Raw genomic sequence first — 18,696 nt, forward strand, 5'->3', positions numbered from 1 at the left:
GGGGCTTGAATGGACGCCTACTGGATGCGCGGCAAGTGGGGTGACGGCGGGAAGAGTGAGCGCCGCTGGAACCAAGGCACTCGGAATCCGCTGACCATTATCATCACCGCTGCTGTCTTCTTCGTCGGCTCGGGTGCGGTCTTCACGATCGGATGCCTGTATCCGGACCAACTGCTGTTCACGATCATCCTCGGATGCTTCGTGTTCCTCGGCGTCACTCTGGCGATGCGCAGGTTCATGGGACACACGCCGGCGTATTGGTACACCGGACCGTTCGTGGCCATTGCGCTCATCGGCACTGTGATGCTCGGCGAGGATCTCGCTTTGTCTCAGACGGGTGAACTCACCGAGGTGGTCGTCGCCGATCACAAAGTCGAACAGAAGACCGTGCACAGTTCCAATCCGCCCAGGTTGCGGCAGGTCTATGTTCATACCTACAGCCTCGAACGCGCCGACGGCACCCCCGTCGCCGAGCCGCTGATCTACCGCGGCAAGGACGGATACGACGACTTTGATGAGGGCGACACGATCTCCGTCCTCATCGATCCGGAAGGGAAGGCACCGACCAAACCGGCCGAAGACGTGGATCTGCCTGCCGATATCGGCATCCTCGTCACCGGACTGGTCACCTCGGGGATCGTGTTCCTCATCTGTCTGATCGTCGTCTTGCTGCGATGGACGCGTTCCCCGTCGCAGCAACACGTGCGCTGACGACCGGGCGGCAGGCGCCGGAGGCGCCCTCATTCCGCGTGAGCGGTCCGCGACAACAGGTCAGCGTACGCTGTATAGTCAGCACATGCTGACTATTCCTTCCCGTGTCGATGCCATGCAGCGCCTCGGCCGCGCGATGGCCGATCCCACACGATCACGGATTCTGCTGTCGCTGCTCTCCGAGCCCGGCTATCCTGCGCGCTTGGCAAGTGATCTGGGACTGACGCGCACCAATGTCTCGAACCACCTCGCCTGCCTGCGAGGATGCGGAATCGTGGTGGCCGAACCTGAAGGTCGGCGGACGCGCTACGAGATCGCCGACCCTCATCTGGCAACAGCTCTCAGTGCTCTTGTCGAGACGACTCTGGCAGTCGATGAGAACGCGCCGTGTGCCGATTCCGATTGCACGGTGGCCGGCTGCTGTGACGCTGGACCGAGCCGATGACCGAGACTGCGCCGCGAACGGAGAGAGCAGCAATTCTGCGGAAGCGGATCCGGATCATCGTTGCCATCACCATCACTTGGAACGTGATTGAAGCGTTCGTTGCCATTGCTGCAGGAGGAGCAGCCTCCTCGGCGGCTCTCATCGGGTTCGGACTCGATTCGATTGTCGAGGTCCTCTCCGCCGCAGCGGTAGCCTGGCAGTTCTCGGCACCGGAACCCCAGCGCCGGGAACGGGTCGCTCTGCGCGTCATCGCAGTATCTTTCTTCGCGCTCGCGGTCTACGTCAGCGTGGACGCTGTTCTGTCCATGGTGGGCCTGCGCCAGCCTGAACATTCGACCGTCGGCATCATCATCGCCGCACTCAGCCTGCTGGTGATGCCGTTCCTCAGCTGGTTCGAGCGGAGGACGGGACGAGAACTGGGATCTGCTACGGCGGTCGCTGATTCCAAGCAGACCCTCATCTGAGGAAGTCAGCGACCACCGGCTCGTCTATTTCGTCGATTCCATGCTCCAGGTCGACGACCTCGATGCGCCGAGGCGGCTGTTTCCCGAGATGAAGGATGCACTGACCTCGACGAACGTCTTCGTTCACGTCGAAGCGACGCGTGCGGGTGCCGGAATCGGCTTCCTCCCGTGTTTCATGGCCGACCGGCACCCCGACCTCGTGCGGCTCTTCTCCGATTCGGTGGCCGAGCGACTGCCCTACTGGATGGTGCTCAGGCCCGATTCGATGCGGCGACCGGCGATCGCCGCCGTCGTCCAGGGGCTCAAGGATGAGATGCTCGCCCACCAGGCTGCTCTCGACGGCCGGAAGTTGCCCCGGTGAGGCGGCGCGACCAGGATATGAGCATGAACCAGCCCCGTACTGACGTCGGTGACGAGTTGGCCGGACGTCGCATCGTGCTCACAGCTCAGCGGCGCGCGGAGCAGCTTGCCTCCGCTCTCGAGCGTCACGGTGCCAAGATCGTGCACGCACCGACCCTGTCCGTCATCCCTCACATCGATGACCCTGAACTCGTCACACGCACCCGTGAGCTCATCGAGGCCCGGCCGGACATCGTCGTGGTCACGACCGGCGTCGGATTCACCGGCTGGGGCGACGTGGCTGAAGCCGCGGGTCTGCGCGAGGAGTGGCACTCGATGCTCGCTGGAGCACGGATATACGCCCGCGGCCCCAAGGCACGCGGAGCGATTCAGGGGGCCGGACTGAGCGCTCACTGGGTCGCGGAATCCGAGACGAGCGCAGAGATCCAGCAGGTCCTCCTCAGCGAGGGCGTGGACGGTCAGCGCATCGCCGTACAGCATCACGGTGCCGGCGCCGACGGACTTGATGAGGCCTTCGCCGCAGCAGGCGCCGATGTCCGCTCCCTCGTCATCTACCGGTGGGGTCCGGCCCCCGATCCGGCCGCCGTGGTCGACGCGGTCCGACTCGTCGTGGAGCGCAGGTGCGATGCCGTGGCCTTCACCTCAGCACCCGGGGCCGCAGCATTCCTCACCGCTGCCGACGAGCAGGCACAGCTGCCGGCCGTGATCGAGGCGTTCAACGAATCGGTGGTGGCGGCAGCAGTCGGCGACGTCACCGCAGCACCGCTGCATGAACAGGGCATCAGAACCGTGATTCCCGAGCGATTCCGACTCGGAGCCCTCGCTCGCGTGCTGATCAGCGAACTCGCTGAATGATCTCAGTCTGACGTGAATTCGATGTCGACACCGTCTGCCTCGCGCAGTGCGCCGATGGCCTCTGCCTCAGCGGTCAGCGCGCTCTTCACCGACTTCGGGACGGTGCCGAACGTTGCGATCGTCATGCTCAGTCGTCGATTCCGCTTCCGCGCCCTCCAGGTCCCCGCGACCCGGCCGTCGACCAGCAGCGCTCCCGGATCGCCCACGGTCTTCCAGATCTCCCGATGGAAGTCCTCGGACGCGATCGTCTCCCGATCCCGCATCTGCGTATATGGATCGTGTGGGGGAAGCAGACGGACGCCGTGCGGAAGCTGCGCGCGATGCAGCTGATCGACATCCTCGGCGAGCATCCAGGTCCGTCGCCCGCGATCGATTTCGGTGATCTCTCCGGCGATCAGGTCCCACCATGGTTTCGCCTCCGTGGACCGGATTCCGATCCAAGCGGCGAAGTCGGCACGTGTCGACGGTCCATAGCAGTGCAGATAACGCCGCAGCAGCTCGGACCTGGCCCGGTCGCGTTCGCTCTCGTCGGATGCGGTCGAGGAGGTGATCGAAGGATCGTCGATCCATTCGTCGAGCAGAACGAACTGAGCCGTGTTTCCCTCGCGCGGGGCGAAGCAGAGGATCTGCCGCAGAGTGAGCAGTCGAATGCAGAAGTGGATCACCCCGGCACCGAGGCTCTGGCCCCTCGCATACGGGCCCTGAGATTCCCATGTGCTTCGCTGTTTCGTCGTCAGGGAGTTTGCGAGCACGTCGGCGAGTTCCTCGCCGAGTTCTGTGATCGTCATCCTCCGCCTTCTGAGCACCCCGGCGATCTCCTGCTCAACCCGATCGAGGATCTGACTCAGCGGGATCCCGAGCGAATCGACCGACTGCTCGACTCCGAGGACGAAATGGCGCATCGCCTTCTCACTCGTCGGTTCGACCCCGGTGGTGAAGACCGGGAGATCGGCAGCGGGAAAGAAATGGGGTGCCCCTCGCATGCACCAGCTCTGCAACAGCGACTTCTCCTCTTCGACGGCCGAATCTAACGCCGTCGCACTCATGTCCTCGACCCGTGCATGGAGCGCAGTCAGCGCGGATCCCGGTGGGCTGTTCTGGATGCCGCAAGCTCCCGCGGCGTCAAGGAGTGAGTTGTAGCTGAGTCGCTCATCGAGGTGATGGGCGCGGAGGCGGAAGGCGATGATCTCGTCGTTCGTCGCGGAGTCGGCCATGGGCCCAGGCTAGCTCAGGACCCGTGTTTGAATGGGGCCACGTGCTCGGCCGACTCCTGGTGCGTGCACGACCACAATGAGAAGGAACGACGACGACGCGAACGATGCAGGTCAGCGACAGTATGGTGATCAAAGCCGACGCCGCCGGGCTCTGGGAGCAGATCGCCGATCCGACCCAGATGACCCGATGGTTCGCCTGGGTTTTCGACCACATCGTCACCCGTGGGAAGAGCTTCGCGGACTTCCAGCGATTGAACATCCGGCGGACCCTCACCGCCATGAAGGATGACGTCGAAAAGCGGTAACACGGACGAAGCGACGGCGAAACAATTCCTCGCTACTCTGATCGCATGACAGCGACGGCACAGCCCACAGAGAGCTTCGCCCGCCACGATGTGGAGGGGATGAACTTCTATACCCGCAAATGGGTGCGGCCCGAGGACCTCAATGCCAACGGCTCCCTCTTCGGCGGCAGCCTGCTGAGGTGGATCGATGAGGAGGCCGCGATCTACGCGATCATCCAGCTCGGCAACCATCGAGTTGTGACGAAGCTGATCTCGGAGATCGACTTCCAGGCTTCGGCGAGGGAAGGCGATCTCATCGAGATGGGGCTCATCGCAACCCAGTTCGGGCGTACGTCGCTGACGATGAAGGCGAGGGTGCGCAATATGATCACCCGGAAGACGATCCTAAGCATCGAGAAGATCGTATTCGTCGGAGTCGACGAGGACGGCACACCGGTTCCACACGGGTACACGACGATCACCTACGATCGCGACCGAATGCCCCACCCACCACCGTAGACACGCTCGGTGCTGCAGAAGTGATGCGCAGAGGTGCCCTGACAGGGTATCCCTCTCAGATGAGAACGCGTCTAGCCTGGAGAATATGGACAACCGGGCCGAAGTACGCGAATTCCTCATGTCACGACGGGCGAAGATCACCCCTGATCGGGTCGGCCTGCCCACCCACGGCACGAGGCGAGTGCCGGGCCTGCGCCGCAGCGAGGTCGCGGCCCTGGCCGGACTGAGCGTCGAGTACTACTCGAAACTCGAACGGGGCGCGATCGGTGGGGCTTCTGCGGCTGTCCTCGAAGCGCTCGCCGAGGCTCTGCTGCTCAACGACACCGAGCGGGGCCACCTCGTTGATCTCGCCCGTGCCGCCGACGGCATTCCGACCTCGGGTCGCAGACGACGTCCCGTGACCGCTCAGCGTCCACCGCACGAGACGTTGTTCTGGATGCTCGATTCGATCAAGGAATCGATCGCCTTCGTCCGCAACGATATGCAGGACATGGTCGCCGTCAACGAACTCGGCCGAGCCTTCTACTCGCCGGTCATCGGCGATGGCGGACGGATTCCGAACCTGGCGCGATTCCAGTTCCTCGATCCCGCATCGAAGGACTTCTATCCGGACTGGGAACTCTTCGCACAGATGTGCGTGGCGATCATCCGCAGCGCGGCAGGAAGGGATCCCCACAATCGCGGAATCCAGGACCTCGTCGGGGAACTGTCGACTCAGAGCGAGACGTTTCGAACCCTGTGGGCCCAACATGATGTCCGCACGCACGGGACGGGGATGAAGCGCTTCAACCATCCGGTCGTGGGCGAGCTCGTCCTCGCCTTCGAGGAGCTGCGGATCACCGCCGAAGACGGACTCGTCCTCCTCATCTACACAGCAGAACCTGGCTCGGAATCGGAGCAGAAGCTGCGCCTGCTCGCCTCGTGGGCGGCGCCGACAACCGAGACCGAACGACTATCCGAGAACCAACTTCCTGAGAACAGGGGACATCGATCATGAGCCACCGCATTCTCCCAACGACACCGACAGCGAAGAACCCGCCCGAGCAATTCAGCGGCGATGTGTGGGTCGACCCCATCGCCTCCCCGCAGGAGGACGGCCAGACCATGGTCGTCGCACGGGTCCGATTCGCCCCCGGTGCGCATACCGCATGGCATTCGCACGCTAAGGGTCAGACTCTGCACGTGACCAGCGGAACCGCTCTGTTCGGCACACGCGACGGTGACGTTATCGAGGCCCGCCCGGGGCAGACCGTCTACTGCCCGGCCGGCCAGGAACACTGGCACGGAGCCGCCCCCGAGACATTCATGGAGCACATCGCCATGCTCGAGAACGCCGAGGATCCCGCTCAGACGACCACCTGGCTCGAGCACGTGGACGAGGCGGACCTGAACCGTCCGCGGAGCTGAGCCCCACGACCAGAACCGAACAGCAACGAACAACCGAACTTCTCAAGGAGAGAACTATGCGCGGAGTGATCATGCATGGGCCCGGCGACGTCCGGGTCGAAGAACGTCCCGATCCGACCATCGAGGCACCCACTGATGCCGTCATCCGGGTCGTGGCAGCGTGCGTCTGCGGATCGGACCTGTGGCCCTACCGCGGTGCGGACGCACCGGATCAGCAGCTCATGGGCCACGAATACGTCGGCATCGTCGAGGAAGTCGGCGACGAGGTGCGCAACGTCAAACCTGGTGACTTCGTCGTCGGATCATTCGTCATCTCCGACAACACCTGCCCGATCTGCACCGCCGGCTACCAGTCCCGCTGCGTCAACGGAATCTTCGTCGACGGCGGAATCGGCACCCAGGCCGAATTCGCTCGCATTCCCCATGCCGACGGCACCCTGGTCGCCACGCCGGGACAGCCTGATGACGATCTCATCCCGTCGCTGCTGGCAGCATCCGATGTGCTCGGCACCGGGTGGTTCGCTGCAGATGCCGCCGAGGTGGGCCCCGGTAAGTCGGTCGCCGTCATCGGCGACGGCGCTGTCGGACTGATGGGAGTCCTCGCCGCCAAGCAGATGGGAGCGGAGACGATCATCGCCATGAGCCGTCACGTCGACAGGCAGAACCTCGCCCGCGAATTCGGTGCCACCCACATCGTCGAAGAACGCGGCGACGAGGGCGTGGCGAAGATCAGAGAGCTCACCGACGGCCTCGGCGTCCACAGCGCCATCGAGGCGGTCGGCTCACAGGAAGCGATGATGCAGGCGATCCGGTCGACCCGACCCGGCGGTCATGTCGGCTATGTCGGTGTCTCACACGATGTCGAGCTGCCCGGAGGAGAACTGTTCTTCGGTCTGGTTCATCTGCACGGCGGGCCCGCACCGGTTCGTCGCTTCCTGCCGGACCTCATCGAACTCATCTGGAACCGAGAGATCGACCCGGGGAAGGTCTTCGACCAGACGATGAGCCTCGACGACGCCGCGGCCGCCTATTCGGCTATGGACAGCCGTGAAGCCGTCAAGGTCCTGCTGCAGCCCTGATCTCTTCATCTGTCAGTACAGGAGAAAGGTGACACCTTGGACACAGCAGATCTGCTGAAAGCCCTCAACGCCGGAGAGACGATCACGGGCGGCTCGCCTCTTCATGATGTCATGCACCGCACCAGCCAGGAAGCCCTGCGCATCACGGCAGAAATCAACGGCAGCTACCATGAACCCGATGAGGTTCGCGCGCTGTTGGCCGAGCTGACGGGACGCCAGGTCGATCCGACTGTGGCCATGTTTCCCCCGTTCCACACGGACTTCGGGAAGAACATCACCTTGGGGCAGCGGATCTTCATCAACTCCGGGTGCAGCTTTCAGGACCAGGGCGGAATAACGATCGGCGATGACACGCTCATCGGGCACAACACCGTTCTCGCCACCCTCAACCATGGGATGGAGCCGGACCGTCGTGCGGACATGCACCCGGCTCCGATCGTCATCGGACGCAATGTTTGGATCGGGTCGAACGTGACCGTCCTGCCAGGCATCACCATCGGTGATGACGCCGTCGTCGCCGCGGCATCTGTGGTGACCAGAGACGTTCCGGCTCGCGCCGTAGTCGTCGGCTCACCGGCACACGTCGTGCGCACGATCGACGAGTGAATCACCCGACGAGGGAGCCTGCTGTCTCCGCGCGACCGATCACAGGCCACGGGGAGACTGCTCGGGATCGGTGGTCGAAGTAGGTAGGCTCAGCCGCCGAGATAGGCCAAAGCGCCGACGACCTGCGCCTTCGTCGCGATCTCGAGAGTCGGCTCGAGTTCGGGGGCGAAGAACGGCGAATGATTGGCCGGAACATCCGTGAATACGGTTCCGGCCTCTTCGGCGGCTCGGTACTTCTCGGCATCGAAGGAACCCACGAACCAGTAGGCGTAGGGAATGCCGAAGGCCTTCGGCAGTTCGCTGAAGTCCTCCGACGCGGTCTCCGGGGTCGCCTCGAGCACCGCCTCGGTGCCGAAGAACTCTGTGAGCGCCTCGGTGATGGTGTCATTGACCGCTTCGCTGTTGTCCGTCAGAGGGAACTGGTCGAAATACTCGAACGTCGGTTCCTTCGGGGTTCCGGCGGCCTCGCATTCGCCGCGGACGATCCGCTCGATCGATGCGATCACCCGCTTGCGCACCGCGGTGTCGTAGGTGCGGACGTTGAGCAGCAGCTCGGCCCGATCGGGGATGATGTTCGACTTCGATCCGGCGTTCGACGCACCGACCGTGACGACGGCGAACTCACCCGGTTCGGTCTCTCGGGACACGATCGTCTGCAGGCGCAGAACGATCGAGGCCGCGAGGACCACGGGGTCGACGGACAGGTGCGGCATGGACCCGTGGGCGCCGCGGCCGAAGACCGTGATCTTCACCGAATCCCCGGCCGACATCACCGGTCCGGCAGCGGTGAAGATCTTGCCGGCCGGCAGCGGCATGACGTGCTGGGCCAGGGCCACATCGGGGGTCGCAACCTTGTCCGTCAGCCCGTCGTCGATCATCGCCTTCGCTCCGGCCGCGTTCTCCTCTGCCGGTTGGAAGAGCGCGATATACGTGCCTGACCAGGCATCTTGGTTCTCTTTGAGCAGCCGGACCGCGCCGAGAAGAGCGGCGGCATGCATATCGTGACCGCAGGCGTGCATGACACCGTCGACCTCGGACGCGAAGTCGAGGCCGGTGTCCTCGGTGACGGGGAGAGCATCGATATCGGCTCGTGCGAGAACGGTCGGTCCGGTGCCGTTGTCGATGACGGCGACCAGACCGGTGGCGGAGATCCGGGTGACCTCGAGGCCGAGTCCCTCGAGTTCGACCGCGATGCGATCGGCGGTCTTGTGCTCGTCGAGGCTGACCTCAGGATTGCGGTGAAGGTCTTTGTAGACCTCGCGCTGCCAGTCGAGCTGGGAAGCGATGGAGTCGAGGAATGAAGGTGTCGTCATCGTGTCTCCTGTGCTCTGGTCGCGGGTGGACTCTCCAGGCGCGGACATTTCTCACAGTATCAGCGGGGATGACGCCTCGAACGGTACGAAATTCTCAGTTGTGCGAAACATTGCGACAACTGTAGGTGGCGGAAGAGACGTGCAGAGACGGACGGGAAGTGCACAAGGATTGGATTGGCACCTGCCGGATCAAACGGTGCGCGGTTGGTGCCGAGAAGATCAACGCGGCACCAATCACGACGCTACCGAGCGGCGACTCCTGGCCCCAGAGGCAGACCCATGAGGTACCACAATATGAAAAGGACCAGCCAGACGACGAGATTGACCAAGGCGATCGGAAGAACCAGCGACATCAACGTACCGACACCAGCCGTGGGTCGATGTTGCCGGATGAATCCGAGGGCAAGAACGAAGTATGGGCTCATCGGGGTCAAGCTGTTTGTCGGCGCATCGGCGATGCGGAACATCGCCTGAGTGGTCTCTGGCGCAATGTCGAGGAGCATGAGCATAGGTACCAGGACCGGTGCTACGAATGCGTACATTGCCGAACCCGAAGTGAGCACCAAATTGAGGCAGCTGATAAACAGCACGGCGACGACAAATATGACGATTGGAGCTGCACCTATGCGGTCTAGGAGCCCTGCCCCCTCAATCGCAATGACTTGCCCCATATTTGACCATTTGAAGTAGGCCAAGAATTGTGAAGCGGCGAAGAAAAGAACCACGACTGGAACGAGAGCAGAGACGCCAGGAGCCATGAGCTCGGGGATGTCGCTGAACTTCTTGATGGAACCGACGATGACACCGTAGACGATTCCCACAGTACTGAAGAACAACATCATGATGACAGCGATATTGTTCATCAGAGGTGAATCGACAACACTTCCACCCTCTCCGCGGAGGGGCGAACTCGCCGGTACTGTTGCCAGGACAAGGAGGCCGAAGAACAGGACCGTGGCGATTCCTGCGCCGATCATGCCACGTTGCTCAGAGAGCTTGAGCTTCATGTCTGGTAGTGGTTCAGCGTCTATTGAAGGTTCTGCCGCCTCAAGGTACGCGACTCGTTTGGCCACAACCAGTTCAACAACCAAAGTGATGGAGAGAGCCAGGACAATGGACGATGAAGCCGAGAAATAGTAGTTAGATAGAGGATTGACGTTATAGCTCGGGTCGATCGTGTGAGCCGCGGCGGTCGTTAGACCGGCAAATACCGCGTCGGTTCCGGTGGGGATCAGTCCAACGCTGCTTGCTCCACCCACAGCAACATATGCCACGACAGCCCCGATTATCGGACTGCGCCCGACTGCGCGGTAGGCAATCATCGCCAGTGGAATCATTACGGCAAAGGCCGCGTCTCCGGCAATCTGAGCGGCCATTGCGGTGATTGCGATCATGAAGGTCACGTAGCGGGGATTGACCTTGGAAAGCATTCCCCGCATCAGGGAGGGCAACAGCCCCGTTGCGTCTGCGATAGACACTCCAAGTGCGACCACGACAATCAACCCCAGAGGGGGAAAGTTCACGAAGTTCTCGATCGCATCGTCCAGCATCATCTGGATGCCCTCTGATGTGAGCAAACTCTTCACCGCAACCGTCTTACCGTCAGTGGGATTGACTGAAGAAAGATCAAAGCGGGCGAACAACGCGCTGAGTAAGGCAACAATTACGGCAAGACCCACAAAGATCCAGAATGGGTGAGGCAGTTTGTTGCCTGCTCGGTCTACCGCTTCGAGGAGTTTCATCACTCCTCGAGACAAGCGACTTTGCCTGTCTTCGTCAGTGGGTGCGTGAACTGACATATTTCTCCTAGTTAAGTAATCGTCAAATCCAACTACCGGCATTCCCCGGGCCGGAGGTTCAAACGTGCGTGTATGTGCCTGCGGAATCGGATGACCCGTAGAACATATCGCCGCTGTTGTACGCCGCGAGCCCCCCGCCAGAGGCCGGAATGACGATCATTCCTCCCATCCCGCCGCGCATTGAGATTCGATCGAGGACTGCGACTGCTGCTTCATTTGGAAGGGCTCCTCCGAGAGAAACCCGACCGTGCACGCTGTGAGCTGCAACTTCGGTCATGAACACTTCTCCTGTGCCGGTGCAAGAGACTGCCACCGTGCCGTCGTCAGCAAATGTTCCGGCACCTACCAGAGGCGTGTCGCCTACCCTGCCTGGCTCCTGATTAACGATTCCACCGGTGGATGTTGCGGCTGCCAGTTTCCCCTCTGCATCGCGAGCAACGGCACCGACAGTTCCGTGCTGGAGTAATGCGTCAGGCTGTTTCTGAAAGGCGGCGAGTTCCTCTCGCCTCTTCTCCGTGACGAAGTAGTGAGGATCGACTATTTCGACTTCCCACTTGCACAGCTGTTCGTGAGTCGGTGCCGCGAAGAGCAAGTGGTCGGTTTTATCCATCACCGCGCGAGCGGCCGAAATGGGGTTGCGAGCGGTAGACACACCCGTGATGGCACCCGAGGCGCCGTCACCGGCCATGATCGAAGCGTCGAGTTCAACGGTTCCTGACGCAGTGAGTGCGGCCCCGTGGCCGGCATTGAAATCGGGGGCATTCTCGAGTTCGCGGACAGCGGCGACGACCGCGTCGACTGCGGAGCCACCCGCGCTGAGTACTGAGTAGCCTGCAGCGAGTACTTTCTCCAACGCTGCATGCGCGCTAGCTGTACCATCCGAGGTAAGGGGAGTCGATCGATGTCCGGCGCCGCCATGAACGATGAGAAGCGGCTCGGTGCCCTGGCCAAACGATCGGAGGATGGTTTCAGTCATGTGATGTTCCTTTCATTTGTGCTGAGCGAGATCAGCTTGGCATAATCATTCCACAACCGCAATATGGATCACATTTGAAATGTACATTTCACTCTCGGGAGTCATGCGATGGAAACAGTCGCGGAGAAGGTCAATTCGTCGATTGATTCGTTCAGTCCCGCCAGTCGGCGGATTGCTCGTGCACTGCTGGCCGACTATCCGAGTGCTGGTTTGGGGACAACATCGTCATTAGCGGACTTGGCGAATTCGAGTTCTGCTTCGGTCGTGCGGTTCTGCACACAGCTCGGTTTCGACAGCTTCGTCGAATTGCAGAATCATCTGCGGACCGAATTGACGACGAGATCGGCGAGTCCGCTTATTCGGGCTGAGGCAGAGACGGCTGGGCGAGATTTTTCAGACGAGTTCTCCTCCAGCGGGATGGACCGGGCGAATCTCATCACCAGAACTTTTCAGCAGAATCCACGTTCGGAAATTGACCGCTTGGTTCAGATGCTGACCAAGGTATCGAATCGCGTGGTGGTTGTCGGGGGACACTACAGCGGACTGGTTGGGCGTGTGGCTCAGTTGCAACTATCGAAGGTGAGGCCGGGCGTCTCTTTCTTGGAAGATCCGATGGGACGTGACCTTCATGTTGTTACCGATCTGCGGCGAAAAGACGTTTTGCTGGTTCTTGACGTCAGGCGATATCAGGAACATCTTCTCCTGGTTTCTGAGGCAGCAAAGCGAAACTCTGCTTCGGTCGCGTTGATCACTGACCAATGGTTGTCGCCGGTTGCTGGTATTGCTGACGTCGTACTGCAGGCCGCCGTCGATGTATCATTCTTTGATAGCCAAGTGGGATGCCTAGCATTGGTTGAAGCGGTGGTTCACGAGGCCGCAACCAAGATAGAGGGTGCGCTAGAACGTCTTCGGGCGCTAGAAGAACTTCGACCTTCGCAGAGGTCCAAGTGAAGTTTCGGATCTAAGACGATCAACTTGGACAGACTGAAAGCCCAACAAGTAATTGGATGCAAGGTCTTAGTAAGACTTAAACAGACCGAGCTCGGATAGTTCCCCGCGCAGCGAGGCGGCTCCTGAGAACACATGACCGATGAAGCCGAGCTGCTCGGCAGCCTTCACATTGGCGGGCAGATCATCGACGAAGACCGTCCGGGCCGGGTCGAGGTCGAATCGGTTCCGGGTCAGTTCGAAGATCGCCGGATCGGGTTTGACCAGCCCGACTTCACCCGAGACGACGATGTCTTCGAGTTCGCTGATCGCCGGGGCGACGACGGGGGCATGGTGGATGGTCTCAGCCGACCAGTTCGACAGCCCGAGCAGGCGGACGCCGGCGGTCTTGAGAACTGCGACGATCTCGGCCATGCCGTCGATCGGACCGGTCAGGGATTTGTCGAAGTTCTCGTAGTAGCCGGCGACGATCTCACCGTGGCGGGGGTCCGTCTCGGCGGCTCGGGCGACGATATCGTTGATCGAAACGCCGGAATCAGCTGCGGTATTGAGCGTGGGGAAGTCGGCCGCCTCGGCGAAGGAATGCCATTCATCGGCACTCATGCGATCGGCCAGAGGCCCTGTCTGGTCCCAGCCGATGAGCACATTGCCGAGGTCGAAGACAACGGTCGTCGGGGTCGGGCGGTCGGGTTCGGTCATGGGCCACCACCTGTTTTCGGCATCCTGGAGTCGAACCCCACGCTACCTGGAGTTGTCGGACCATTGTGGATTCGGTCCGGCTGGCCTAGGTTGGTTTCATGATCGGCTACCCGCCCCTGCAGATCCGGGTGAAGACTCCCCGACTCGAGCTCGTCGGTGCCGCCGATGAGATGCTCGCGGCGCTCGCCCCACTTGTGCGGGACGGCAAGGTCTTCGCGGAACCCGCCCCCTACGACGATCCGATGTCGTTCTACGAATCCGACCCGGACATGCGGGTAAGCAGGTGGCTCCAGAGCGTATGGCGTGGACGGGGGCGGTTCTCTCCCTCTGATTTTCGGTTGGCCTTCGCCGTCCTCGTCGATGGTGAGGCCGTGGGGATGCAGGACCTCATTGGGGAGAAATTCGACTCCTGCGGGACGTTCGCGTCATTCTCCTGGCTGTCGACGGATGTGCGCGGTCGCGGCCTCGGCACGGAGATGCGCAGTGCTCTGCTGCATCTCGCGTTCGCGGGGCTCGGGGCGAGTGAGGCCGGTTCCGATGCGTTCGTCGACAACATCGGATCGAACAAGGTGTCTGAAGCCTTGGGGTACGAGCGCAACGGCGTCGACTGGGACATCCGCCGAGGCGAGCCGGGACGCATCCAACGCTGGCGCCTGACCCGCTCGGCGTGGGAAGCCAGACGGCGGAACGACATCGAGCTCAGCGGAGTCGAGGACTTCTGCACTTTCCTAGACCACCACTAATTGCTACCCGACGGCGGCCCAGCAACCTCGCGCGAGGTATCTGGGCCCCCGTCGGGTAGCAATTAGGGCGATGACAGGTCCAGGGAGAATACCTCGTGGTCCGGGGACTTGTGTCGGAGTTCGGGGTTGCGCTGCATTCCGAGCTTCTCGGCCACACGCTGCGACGGTCGATTGTCTCGGTGGATGATGGCGGTCAGTATTGCAGCGACCTCGAGCTCACGAGCGTGATCGACGCAGGCCAGAGCCGCCTCGGTGGCGAACCCATTACCTTGGGCGGACGGCTTCACATGAAAACCGACCTCAAGGTGAGGTGCGCCGTTGACGGTCTGCCAAGTCAGTCCGCAGTCGCCGAGGAACTCACCTTTGTGCGTCTCCACGATCCACAGCCCGAAGCCGTGCTCTGCGTAATTGCGTCGATTCCACCGGATCCACGCAGCCGCCTCGGTGCGGTCTTTGAGGTGAGGGTAATATTCCATCACCTGCGGATCGCCGAGGAGGGCGGTCATATCGTCGAGATCGTCGTCGGCCATCTCCCGCAGGTGCAGACGCGGCGTGTTCCGGGGCGGCATGAGTTCAGGATAACCGGGAGGGCCGAAGTGTGCGGATCTGCTCTGTTGATCAGCTCGATCGGCGCCGCCGGCGATCACGGACGACCGCGAGTGCCGTGGCGGTGATCATCAGCACGAGGGCCAAGAGCCAGAGAAAAGCGGCAAAGTCATGAAACGGGGCCGCCTGGGAACTCAGTACGCAGACAGCGGCGAGCATGATGAATGCGACGATCCAGCGAGTGAGCCCGATGTGCTGCATCGCTTCTCCAGCGTCACGGTTCACGGTCGTTGGCACCGACTCTAAATAGAGCAAGGATGCATGTCAACGGCGGTGACGGCGGCCCAGATACCTCGCGCGAGGTATCTGGGCCGCCGTCAGGTAGCAATTGGGGAGGAGATGACAGCGACCCTGCGTTCACACCAAGTGGGTGAACGCAGGGTCGCTGGTGAATCTCAGAAGTCTCTAGGTGAGACTCTCAAAGAGTCTCAGAGGCCGCGGACGCGAGTCGCCTGCAGGCCCTTGGAGCCCATCTCAGAGTCGAACTCGACGTTCTGACCCTCGGTGAGCTCGCGGTAGCCGGAGGCTTCGATCGCGGAGAAGTGAGTGAACACGTCAGCCGAACCGTCGTCAGGCTGGATGAATCCGAAACCCTTTTCCGCGTTGAACCATTTCACGGTACCTGTTGCCATAATCTTTGTATCCTTATTTTTTAACTGATGACCGCTGCTGCGATCGTGATGGTCGAACCCATTGCTGGATCCGGCTTTCCCGCTGGCTGGACTGGATCTTCAGACGCAGATCCAACGAAAATCTGTGGGTGAACCGAGGACTCGGAATCGCTGGCGAGGATGAGTTCTCTGATGTGAGGTCTCTGTCTCAGACGAAATCGTGGGGATACTCGGTTTCGATCATGCACTCGAAAGTGCTGGACGGAAGTCGTCAGACGACTGAACTGGGAAAAATCATGAGGGGCGCGGAAGGCAGACACGCGCCGGCGGGCAAACACATGGTGACGAGCGAATCTACCTGCTCTTAAGGCACCATCTGCTCCGCACATTTCTGTGCGAGAACGATTCCAGCTTAACAGAGTGATCGCTGTGCGGGTGATTTCGGTCGAATGTTTTCAGTCGAGAGATGGAACACAGCGATGTGCACTCGACCGCGCAGGCATCTAGGATTGTATACATTCCGTTTTGTATGCAATCCGCCGTGACCCCGGACGCAGGAGCACCCGAACCGTGGACAACGAAGAATCGTCACCGCCGCCAGGACCCCGCCGACAGCGACGCCTCGCCGCGAAGTACCGGCGCCGGCGCACCTTCGTCGCCGTGGCTGCGGTCCTCATCATCGGCGCCCCCGTGACGATCGCGGTGGCGGTGCACAACCTCGGCGCGAATATCTCCTCCTCCCCGCTGCGCGCCCACGGCGGCGACGTCCCCGAGAAACTCACCGACGAGACGAACGTCCTCATCATCGGATCCGACACTCGCGATCTCGACTCGGCGAAGGACGCCTCCGATGACTCGGGCACAGGCGAAGGCGCGAACTCCGCGGCCTCCTCGGCGCAAGGTTTCGGCAGTGCTGAGGGGGCTCGCAGCGATGCGATGATCCTCGCTCACGTCGCCGCCCACGGCGGCCGCATCGACGCCGTGCAGATCCCACGTGACACGATCATGGACATTCCCGCCTGCGACGACACCGGCCACGGCGCATCAGCGGCCACGCACGGAATGATCAACTCGGCTCTCAACGCCGGGCCGGCCTGCTCCGTATCAGCGGCGGAGGAACTCACCGGGGTGCGCGTCGACCACTTCATCAACGTCGACTTCGACGGATTCTCAGCGATCGTCGACGCGCTCGACGGGATCACCGTCGACCTCGACGAACCTCTCAACGACCCGAAGGCGAACCTCGACCTGCCCGCCGGCCACCAGACGATCGGCGGTGACGATGCTCTCGCCCTGGCTCGGACACGGCACGCCGTGGGCGATGGCAGCGACATCTCCCGGATGGGCAACCAGCAGATGGTCATGGAAGCCATCATCGACCGCGCCAAGAGCGGCCAGGTCCTCACCCGGCCCGACCGCCTGTATGGATTCCTCGACGCTGTGACCTCGACGATCGGCGTCGACGATGAACTCGACTCGATGCGTTCGCTCGCCTCCCTGGCCACGACGGTGGCTTCCGTGCCCGAGGACGACATCACCTTCGAAATCATGCCGTGGACACCCGCACCGGAAGACCCCAACCGCGTGGTCAAATCCGCCGAGGCGGACGCCGTATTCACCGCCATCATCGACGACGAACCGATCACGGACCTCGTCGGCTGAACCGGCTCGGGCCGCTCCCGGCTGAAGCCGGCAGGGAGCCGTCGATGACCTCCGTCCAGGCGATAATCATTCGCGGCTCCTAGACTGGACGGCATGTCTACGATCGAAATCACGCAAGACAACTTCGAGTCGACCATCAACGACAACGAGATCATCCTCCTCGACTTCTGGGCCGATTGGTGCGGCCCCTGCAAGCAGTTCGCCCCGGTCTTCGAACAGGCCGCCGAGGCCAACCCCGACATCGTCTTCGGCAAGATCGACACCGAAGCCCAGCAGCAGCTGGCCGGACTCTTCGCGATCACCTCGATCCCGACCCTCGTCGCCTTCCGCCAGGGCATCGTCGTCTTCGCCCAGCCCGGCGCGCTCGCCGCCCCGCAGCTCGAACAGGTCATCACCGCCGTCAAGGGACTCGACATGGACGAGGTCCGTGCCGAACTGGCCAAACAGGAAGCCGCTGCTGCCGCAGAGACCGACGGCGCGGACGGTGCCGCACCCGATTCGATCCCTGCCGACCCGGGCGTCGACAAGTGACCGCGACCAGCAGCAACGACCACACCCACGCAGACAGAACCGGCGCAGACGACGCCGGCGTGCCCGATTCCGTGGCCGCCTGGGAAGAGCGCTACGCCGAGGCCGACGACGCCATCTGGTCCGGAAACCCGAACGAATCCCTCGTCGCCGTCGTCTCCGAGATGGCCCCCGGCCGCGTCCTCGACGTCGGCTGCGGAGAAGGCGCCGACGTCATCTGGATGGCCGAGAACGGCTGGGACGCCACCGGCATCGATCTGTCGACCACAGCCATCGACCGTGCCCGCCGGGCCGCCGAATCCCGCGGAGTCTCCGCCGAATTCGCCGTCGCCGACGTCTCCACCTGGGAACCGGAGGACCCCGATCGCCGAGGCGGCTTCGACCTCGTCACCGGATCCTTCCTCCACACCCGGTTGCCCGATACCCGGGAAGAGCTCCTCACCCGCGTCGCCGCACACGTGGCACCGGGCGGCGCCCTCCTGCTCGTCTCCCATGCGACGATGCCGCCGTGGGCCGCCGAACACAGCGAGAAGTTCGAGCACGGCATGGACCACCATCATGAACTGGTCAGTCCGAACGGAGACTTCGCCCTCCTCATCGGCGCCAGCCCGCACCGGTGGGAGATCGAACTCGCCGACACCCGCACCCGAGAAGTGACCTCCCCGTCGGGCGAACCCGCCGAACTCGAGGACGCGATCCTCCTGGCTCGCAGGGTCTGAACTCAGCCAACCCAGAGACCCGAACCCGGAACCCAGCACCGAGGCGGCTGCGCGGTCGATCATGACCGCGCAGCCGCCTCGGCGAACCGGGCGATTCCCAGCCCCCTGAGATGGGGTCGAAAACCCGGTCTCACCTGGTGCATTTCCG

General features: G+C 62.3%; 22 protein-coding genes and 2 pseudogenes. 16 read left to right on the plus strand and 8 right to left on the minus strand.

Annotation, left to right across the window (positions count from 1 at the left end; genetic code table 11):
* The first annotated feature begins 9 nt into the window (after nucleotides 1–9).
* The 5 genes and pseudogenes from D3I60_RS09325 to D3I60_RS09345 all read left to right on the plus strand — a co-directional run bounded on the left by D3I60_RS09325 (nucleotide 10) and on the right by D3I60_RS09345 (nucleotide 2,835).
* Nucleotides 10–711 carry a hypothetical protein gene (locus tag D3I60_RS09325; protein WP_262775865.1) on the plus strand — a complete coding sequence of 234 codons (702 nt, stop codon included), beginning with the start codon at nucleotides 10–12 and terminating at the stop codon, nucleotides 709–711.
* An 85-nt stretch (nucleotides 712–796) separates the two neighbouring features.
* Nucleotides 797–1,156 (plus strand): Cd(II)/Pb(II)-sensing metalloregulatory transcriptional regulator CmtR, encoded by a 360-nt coding sequence (gene cmtR, locus D3I60_RS09330; RefSeq protein WP_262775866.1) that lies wholly within the window; start codon nucleotides 797–799, stop codon nucleotides 1,154–1,156.
* A pseudogene (locus D3I60_RS09335) lies at nucleotides 1,153–1,617 on the plus strand (cobalt transporter); the annotation flags it as partial. The gene cmtR and the pseudogene D3I60_RS09335, both read left to right, overlap by 4 nt.
* A 1-nt stretch (nucleotide 1,618) precedes the next feature.
* A pseudogene (locus D3I60_RS09340) lies at nucleotides 1,619–1,981 on the plus strand (LysR substrate-binding domain-containing protein); the annotation flags it as partial.
* Between the two features lie 23 nt (nucleotides 1,982–2,004).
* Complete coding sequence (locus D3I60_RS09345) at nucleotides 2,005–2,835, plus strand: uroporphyrinogen-III synthase (RefSeq protein WP_262775868.1); 831 nt, start codon at nucleotides 2,005–2,007, stop codon at nucleotides 2,833–2,835.
* Nucleotides 2,836–2,837: 2 nt separating this feature from the next.
* Here the strand turns inward: D3I60_RS09345 and D3I60_RS09350 are convergent, their stop codons facing one another.
* Entirely contained in the window at nucleotides 2,838–4,049 is a 1,212-nt protein-coding gene (locus D3I60_RS09350; protein ID WP_262775869.1) for a winged helix DNA-binding domain-containing protein, read from the minus strand.
* A gap of 122 nt (nucleotides 4,050–4,171) precedes the next feature.
* On the opposite strand from D3I60_RS09350, the gene D3I60_RS09355 reads away from it, so the two are divergent.
* The 6 genes from D3I60_RS09355 (at nucleotide 4,172) to D3I60_RS09380 (ending at nucleotide 7,944) form a co-directional block, all read left to right on the plus strand.
* Nucleotides 4,172–4,354 carry a hypothetical protein gene (locus D3I60_RS09355; protein WP_262775870.1) on the plus strand — a complete coding sequence of 61 codons (183 nt, stop codon included), beginning with the start codon at nucleotides 4,172–4,174 and terminating at the stop codon, nucleotides 4,352–4,354.
* A 99-nt stretch (nucleotides 4,355–4,453) separates the two neighbouring features.
* The gene (locus D3I60_RS09360; RefSeq protein WP_262775909.1) at nucleotides 4,454–4,852 is read left to right on the plus strand and encodes an acyl-CoA thioesterase; all 399 of its coding nucleotides are present in this window, start codon (nucleotides 4,454–4,456) and stop codon (nucleotides 4,850–4,852) included.
* An 85-nt stretch (nucleotides 4,853–4,937) separates the two neighbouring features.
* Complete coding sequence (locus D3I60_RS09365; RefSeq protein WP_262775871.1) at nucleotides 4,938–5,849, plus strand: helix-turn-helix domain-containing protein; 912 nt, start codon at nucleotides 4,938–4,940, stop codon at nucleotides 5,847–5,849.
* Entirely contained in the window at nucleotides 5,846–6,259 is a 414-nt protein-coding gene (locus D3I60_RS09370) for a (R)-mandelonitrile lyase (RefSeq protein WP_262775872.1), read from the plus strand. The genes D3I60_RS09365 and D3I60_RS09370 overlap by 4 nt, the downstream gene beginning before the upstream one ends.
* A 56-nt stretch (nucleotides 6,260–6,315) precedes the next feature.
* Nucleotides 6,316–7,338 carry a zinc-dependent alcohol dehydrogenase family protein gene (locus tag D3I60_RS09375; protein WP_262775874.1) on the plus strand — a complete coding sequence of 341 codons (1,023 nt, stop codon included), beginning with the start codon at nucleotides 6,316–6,318 and terminating at the stop codon, nucleotides 7,336–7,338.
* Nucleotides 7,339–7,374: 36 nt separating this feature from the next.
* A complete protein-coding gene (locus D3I60_RS09380; RefSeq protein ID WP_262775875.1) occupies nucleotides 7,375–7,944 on the plus strand; it encodes a DapH/DapD/GlmU-related protein in 570 nt (189 codons plus the stop codon).
* Nucleotides 7,945–8,033: 89 nt separating this feature from the next.
* On the opposite strand, the gene D3I60_RS09385 is transcribed toward D3I60_RS09380, so the two are convergent.
* From D3I60_RS09385 to D3I60_RS09395, 3 genes are all read right to left on the minus strand, one after another.
* Nucleotides 8,034–9,257, minus strand: a complete 1,224-nt coding sequence (locus tag D3I60_RS09385) for an amidohydrolase (RefSeq protein WP_262775876.1) — start codon at nucleotides 9,255–9,257, stop codon at nucleotides 8,034–8,036.
* Nucleotides 9,258–9,499: 242 nt separating this feature from the next.
* The gene (locus D3I60_RS09390; RefSeq protein ID WP_262775877.1) at nucleotides 9,500–10,999 is read right to left on the minus strand and encodes an AbgT family transporter; all 1,500 of its coding nucleotides are present in this window, start codon (nucleotides 10,997–10,999) and stop codon (nucleotides 9,500–9,502) included.
* 115 nt (nucleotides 11,000–11,114) lie between these two features.
* Complete coding sequence (locus D3I60_RS09395; protein WP_262775878.1) at nucleotides 11,115–12,032, minus strand: isoaspartyl peptidase/L-asparaginase family protein; 918 nt, start codon at nucleotides 12,030–12,032, stop codon at nucleotides 11,115–11,117.
* Between the two features lie 108 nt (nucleotides 12,033–12,140).
* Between D3I60_RS09395 and D3I60_RS09400 the strand changes: the two genes are divergently transcribed.
* Nucleotides 12,141–12,983 (plus strand): MurR/RpiR family transcriptional regulator, encoded by an 843-nt coding sequence (locus D3I60_RS09400; RefSeq protein ID WP_262775879.1) that lies wholly within the window; start codon nucleotides 12,141–12,143, stop codon nucleotides 12,981–12,983.
* Nucleotides 12,984–13,049: 66 nt separating this feature from the next.
* On the opposite strand, the gene D3I60_RS09405 is transcribed toward D3I60_RS09400, so the two are convergent.
* Complete coding sequence (locus D3I60_RS09405) at nucleotides 13,050–13,679, minus strand: HAD-IA family hydrolase (protein WP_262775881.1); 630 nt, start codon at nucleotides 13,677–13,679, stop codon at nucleotides 13,050–13,052.
* 98 nt (nucleotides 13,680–13,777) lie between these two features.
* Between D3I60_RS09405 and D3I60_RS09410 the strand changes: the two genes are divergently transcribed.
* Entirely contained in the window at nucleotides 13,778–14,422 is a 645-nt protein-coding gene (locus tag D3I60_RS09410; RefSeq protein WP_262775882.1) for a GNAT family N-acetyltransferase, read from the plus strand.
* A gap of 62 nt (nucleotides 14,423–14,484) precedes the next feature.
* Here D3I60_RS09410 and D3I60_RS09415 read toward each other — a convergent pair whose 3' ends face one another.
* The 3 genes from D3I60_RS09415 to D3I60_RS09425 form a co-directional block, all read right to left on the minus strand.
* Nucleotides 14,485–14,991, minus strand: coding sequence for a GNAT family N-acetyltransferase (locus tag D3I60_RS09415; protein WP_262775884.1), 507 nt, complete (start codon nucleotides 14,989–14,991; stop codon nucleotides 14,485–14,487).
* Between the two features lie 49 nt (nucleotides 14,992–15,040).
* Entirely contained in the window at nucleotides 15,041–15,229 is a 189-nt protein-coding gene (locus D3I60_RS09420; protein WP_262775885.1) for a hypothetical protein, read from the minus strand.
* Between the two features lie 227 nt (nucleotides 15,230–15,456).
* Nucleotides 15,457–15,660 (minus strand): cold-shock protein, encoded by a 204-nt coding sequence (locus tag D3I60_RS09425; protein WP_062240453.1) that lies wholly within the window; start codon nucleotides 15,658–15,660, stop codon nucleotides 15,457–15,459.
* Nucleotides 15,661–16,209: 549 nt separating this feature from the next.
* Here D3I60_RS09425 and D3I60_RS09430 point away from each other — a divergent pair.
* The 3 genes from D3I60_RS09430 (at nucleotide 16,210) to D3I60_RS09440 (ending at nucleotide 18,548) form a co-directional block, all read left to right on the plus strand.
* On the plus strand, nucleotides 16,210–17,301 hold the full coding sequence (locus tag D3I60_RS09430) for an LCP family protein (protein WP_262775886.1): 1,092 nt from the start codon (nucleotides 16,210–16,212) through the stop codon (nucleotides 17,299–17,301).
* 93 nt (nucleotides 17,302–17,394) lie between these two features.
* Nucleotides 17,395–17,832 (plus strand): thioredoxin, encoded by a 438-nt coding sequence (gene trxA, locus D3I60_RS09435; RefSeq protein ID WP_262775887.1) that lies wholly within the window; start codon nucleotides 17,395–17,397, stop codon nucleotides 17,830–17,832.
* Complete coding sequence (locus D3I60_RS09440; RefSeq protein ID WP_262775888.1) at nucleotides 17,829–18,548, plus strand: class I SAM-dependent methyltransferase; 720 nt, start codon at nucleotides 17,829–17,831, stop codon at nucleotides 18,546–18,548. Before trxA ends, D3I60_RS09440 begins: the two co-directional genes overlap by 4 nt.
* The last annotated feature ends 148 nt before the right edge of the window (nucleotides 18,549–18,696 follow it).

The sequence above is a fragment of the Brevibacterium permense genome (genome assembly GCF_025506275.1).
Lineage (GTDB): Bacteria > Actinomycetota > Actinomycetes > Actinomycetales > Brevibacteriaceae > Brevibacterium > Brevibacterium permense_A.